The organism is uncultured Roseovarius sp. (assembly GCF_913054395.1).
GTDB lineage: Bacteria > Pseudomonadota > Alphaproteobacteria > Rhodobacterales > Rhodobacteraceae > Roseovarius.
Window position 1 is genome coordinate 1 of the sequence record NZ_CAJXIP010000245.1, and the last position, 3,109, is coordinate 3,109.

The following is a 3,109-nucleotide window of genomic DNA, read 5'->3' on the forward strand; positions in this document are numbered from 1 at the left end:
ATGAAAAGTCCCTCAAGCGCAATGGCATTGAGGGCAAGCGGTTCGACTATCTGCAAGAGGACGGCTATTGCGAAACCCTGATGCGCCGCCTCGGTTTTGGCGAAATCGAAGCCTTGGATTTCTCTGATTACGAAGGCGCGGACGTCATCCACGATCTCAACAGGAAGCCGACCAAAAAGCTTGAAAACAAGTTCGATCTGATCTTTGACGGCGGCACCCTTGAGCATGTGTTCAACGTGCCGATGGCGCTTGAGGGCGTGTTCCGTATGCTCAAGCCCGGCGGGCGGTTCGTGTCGGCCAATGGCCTCAACGGCTGGTATGGCCATGGCATGTATCAGTTCAACCCCGAACTGGTCTGGACATTCTGGCGCCGTGCCTGCAATTGCGAGGTGATTGACTGCCGCGCCATTCCGATCGATCCGGAGGCCGGGTTCAAGCAAATCGCCTTTGCCGATCCGGCAGAAGTCGGGCACCGGCTTCGCCTCCGGAACAAGATCGGACCGGGGCGGACCTACCTCTACTACGAGGTGGAGAAAACCGAACAGTCGCGTCTGCCGGACTTTGCCCTTCAGAGCGATTACGAAGCAACGTGGCAGGGTCACGCAAACGCAGGCAAGACCCACCTGCAAGACGTTAGGAGCTGAGCATGGCGAACATCGATTACGGGCGCGCTGCGGGGTATTTCCTGCTCAAGGATTTCATCGTGGGCTTCAAGCTCGGGCTGAAGTACTTTTTCGCGCCCAAGGCAACGCTGAACTATCCGCATGAAAAAGGCCCGCTTTCCCCGCGCTTTCGTGGGGAACATGCGCTGCGCCGCTATGCCAATGGCGAAGAGCGCTGTATTGCCTGCAAGCTCTGCGAGGCGATCTGCCCGGCGCAGGCGATCACCATCGACGCCGAGCCACGCGACGACGGAAGCCGGCGCACCACGCGCTATGACATCGACATGACGAAATGCATCTATTGTGGATTCTGTCAGGAGGCCTGCCCGGTGGATGCCATCGTCGAGGGGCCGAATTTCGAGTTCGCAACCGAGACCCGCGAAGAACTGTTCTATGACAAGGCCCGCCTCTTGGCGAATGGCGACCGCTGGGAAGCCGAGATTGCCCGGAACCTGGAAATGGATGCACCCTACAGATGACCGATCCCAAAAACCCCTTTGAAATGATGATGAACCAGGCGCAGGAAATGGCCAAGGCCATGAATCCCGCGCTCGAATCCTTTTCGCCGAAGGGGTTTGAAAAGCTTTGGCCGACCATGCCCAAGGAATTCATGGAAATGAGTTTCGGCAAGGGCGCAAGCAAGGACGGGCTGGATGCCAAGACCCGGCTTTTGCTGACGCTGGCCGGGTTGACGATGCTGGGGGCGCAGAGCGACACGCAAATCCGTCTGACCGTGCGCCATGCGCTTGAGGCGGGTGCCACCAAGGAAGAGATCGCCGAAACCATCGCACAGATGTCGATGTTTGCCGGTATTCCGTCGATGACCCGCGCGATGGATTTCGCGCGCGAGGTCATGGACGAGAGCGAAGAAAAAGGAAAAGACAAATGACGATTGCGGCCATGGCCTTTTATCTGTTTGCGGTCTCGTTGCTGATCGGGGGGCTGTTCACGGTGATCAGCCGGAACCCGGTGCATTCGGTCCTCTGGCTGATCCTGTCGTTCATTTCGGCGGCGGGATTGTTCGTGCTTCTGGGAGCGGAATTCGTCGCGATGCTTCTGATCATCGTCTATGTGGGGGCGGTCGCGGTTCTGTTCCTCTTCGTGGTGATGATGCTGGATGTCGACTTTGCCGAACTCAAGGCGGAAATGGCGAAATACATGCCGCTCGCGCTGTTGATCGGCGTGATCCTGATGATGCAACTCGGGCTTGCCTTCGGCGCCTGGGATGCGGCCGAGGGCGCGATGGGCGCGCGCGGTGCCGTGGCCCCGGACGGGGTTGAAAACACGGCTGCGCTCGGCCTGCTGCTCTATGATAAATACTTCATTCTGTTCCAGCTTGCGGGGTTGATCCTTTTGGTGGCGATGATCGGCGCGATCATTCTGACGCTGCGCCACAGCCCGAAAGTCAAACGCCAGAACGTGATGCATCAGATGTGGCGCGATCCGGCCAAGGCGATGGAGTTGAAGAACGTAAAACCGGGGCAGGGGCTCTGAGCCGACGGCGCAATTGAGACAAGCGGTTTGGGGGCGCAGCCCCCGGACCGGGGACATATAAAAGACGGACGGGCAAGGCCCGGAGGGACAGACATGATCGGACTTGAACATTATCTAACGGTCGCGGCGGCGTTATTCGTGATAGGCATTTTCGGCCTGTTTCTGAACCGCAAGAACGTGATCATCCTTCTGATGTCGATCGAGTTGATCCTGCTGTCGGTCAATATCAACTTCGTGGCCTTCTCAAGTTTCCTCGGCGATCTGGTCGGGCAGGTGTTCACGCTCTTCGTGCTTACCGTGGCCGCCGCCGAGGCCGCCATCGGCCTCGCCATCCTGGTTTGTTTCTTCCGTAACCGCGGCACCATCGCCGTGGAAGACGTCAACGTGATGAAAGGCTGAAGCCATGGAAACCACTCTCCTCTTCGGGCCTCTTGTCGGGGCGATCATTGCGGGCTTTGGCTGGCGGATCATTGGCGACAAGGGCGCGCAATGGCTGACCACGGGGCTGTTGATGTTGTCGGCTCTGCTGAGCTGGATCATCTTTCTGGGCCATGATGGCCAGACCCACAGCATTCATATTCTCGACTGGGTGCAATCGGGCACGCTTGATACCGCCTGGGCGATCCGCATGGACCGGCTGACGGCGATCATGCTGATCGTGATCACCACTGTATCGGCGCTCGTGCACCTTTATTCCATGGGCTACATGGCGCATGACGAGAACTTCAAGGAAAGCGAGAGCTATCGCCCGCGCTTCTTCGCCTATCTGTCGTTCTTCACCTTCGCGATGCTGATGCTGGTGACCTCGGACAACCTGTTGCAGATGTTCTTTGGCTGGGAAGGCGTAGGCGTTGCCTCTTATCTGTTGATCGGTTTCTACTACCGCAAGCCCACCGCAAATGCGGCGGCGATGAAGGCCTTTATCGTCAACCGGGTTGGGGATTTTGGCTTTG

6 protein-coding genes are annotated in these 3,109 nt (G+C 58.2%); all 6 read left to right on the forward strand.

The window, feature by feature from the left end; all coding sequences use genetic code 11:
• Positions 1–644, forward strand: a 644-nt coding sequence (locus QZ522_RS18735; protein ID WP_294615179.1) for a methyltransferase domain-containing protein, incomplete at its 5' end; no start/stop codon positions are given.
• Between the two features lie 2 nt (positions 645–646).
• On the forward strand, positions 647–1,141 hold the full coding sequence (gene nuoI / locus QZ522_RS18740; RefSeq protein ID WP_294615182.1) for an NADH-quinone oxidoreductase subunit NuoI: 495 nt from the start codon (positions 647–649) through the stop codon (positions 1,139–1,141).
• Positions 1,138–1,551: a carboxymuconolactone decarboxylase family protein gene (locus tag QZ522_RS18745; protein WP_073193968.1), complete on the forward strand. Its 414-nt coding sequence runs from the start codon at positions 1,138–1,140 to the stop codon at positions 1,549–1,551. Before nuoI ends, QZ522_RS18745 begins: the two co-directional genes overlap by 4 nt.
• Positions 1,548–2,156 (forward strand): NADH-quinone oxidoreductase subunit J, encoded by a 609-nt coding sequence (locus tag QZ522_RS18750; protein WP_294615210.1) that lies wholly within the window; start codon positions 1,548–1,550, stop codon positions 2,154–2,156. Before QZ522_RS18745 ends, QZ522_RS18750 begins: the two co-directional genes overlap by 4 nt.
• A gap of 93 nt (positions 2,157–2,249) precedes the next feature.
• Positions 2,250–2,555 (forward strand): NADH-quinone oxidoreductase subunit NuoK, encoded by a 306-nt coding sequence (gene nuoK / locus QZ522_RS18755; protein ID WP_073193970.1) that lies wholly within the window; start codon positions 2,250–2,252, stop codon positions 2,553–2,555.
• Between the two features lie 4 nt (positions 2,556–2,559).
• A partial coding sequence (locus tag QZ522_RS18760) for a proton-conducting transporter membrane subunit (RefSeq protein WP_294615215.1) occupies positions 2,560–3,109 on the forward strand: 550 nt, incomplete at its 3' end.

What these genes read in the sequence shown, in the direction of transcription:
- nuoI (WP_294615182.1), top strand. Translation starts at nt 647, where the DNA reads ATGGCGAACATCGATTACGGGCGCGCTGCGGGGTATTTCCTGCTCAAG.
- QZ522_RS18745 (WP_073193968.1), top strand. Translation starts at nt 1,138, where the DNA reads ATGACCGATCCCAAAAACCCCTTTGAAATGATGATGAACCAGGCGCAG.
- QZ522_RS18750 (WP_294615210.1), top strand. Translation starts at nt 1,548, where the DNA reads ATGACGATTGCGGCCATGGCCTTTTATCTGTTTGCGGTCTCGTTGCTG.
- nuoK (WP_073193970.1), top strand. Translation starts at nt 2,250, where the DNA reads ATGATCGGACTTGAACATTATCTAACGGTCGCGGCGGCGTTATTCGTG.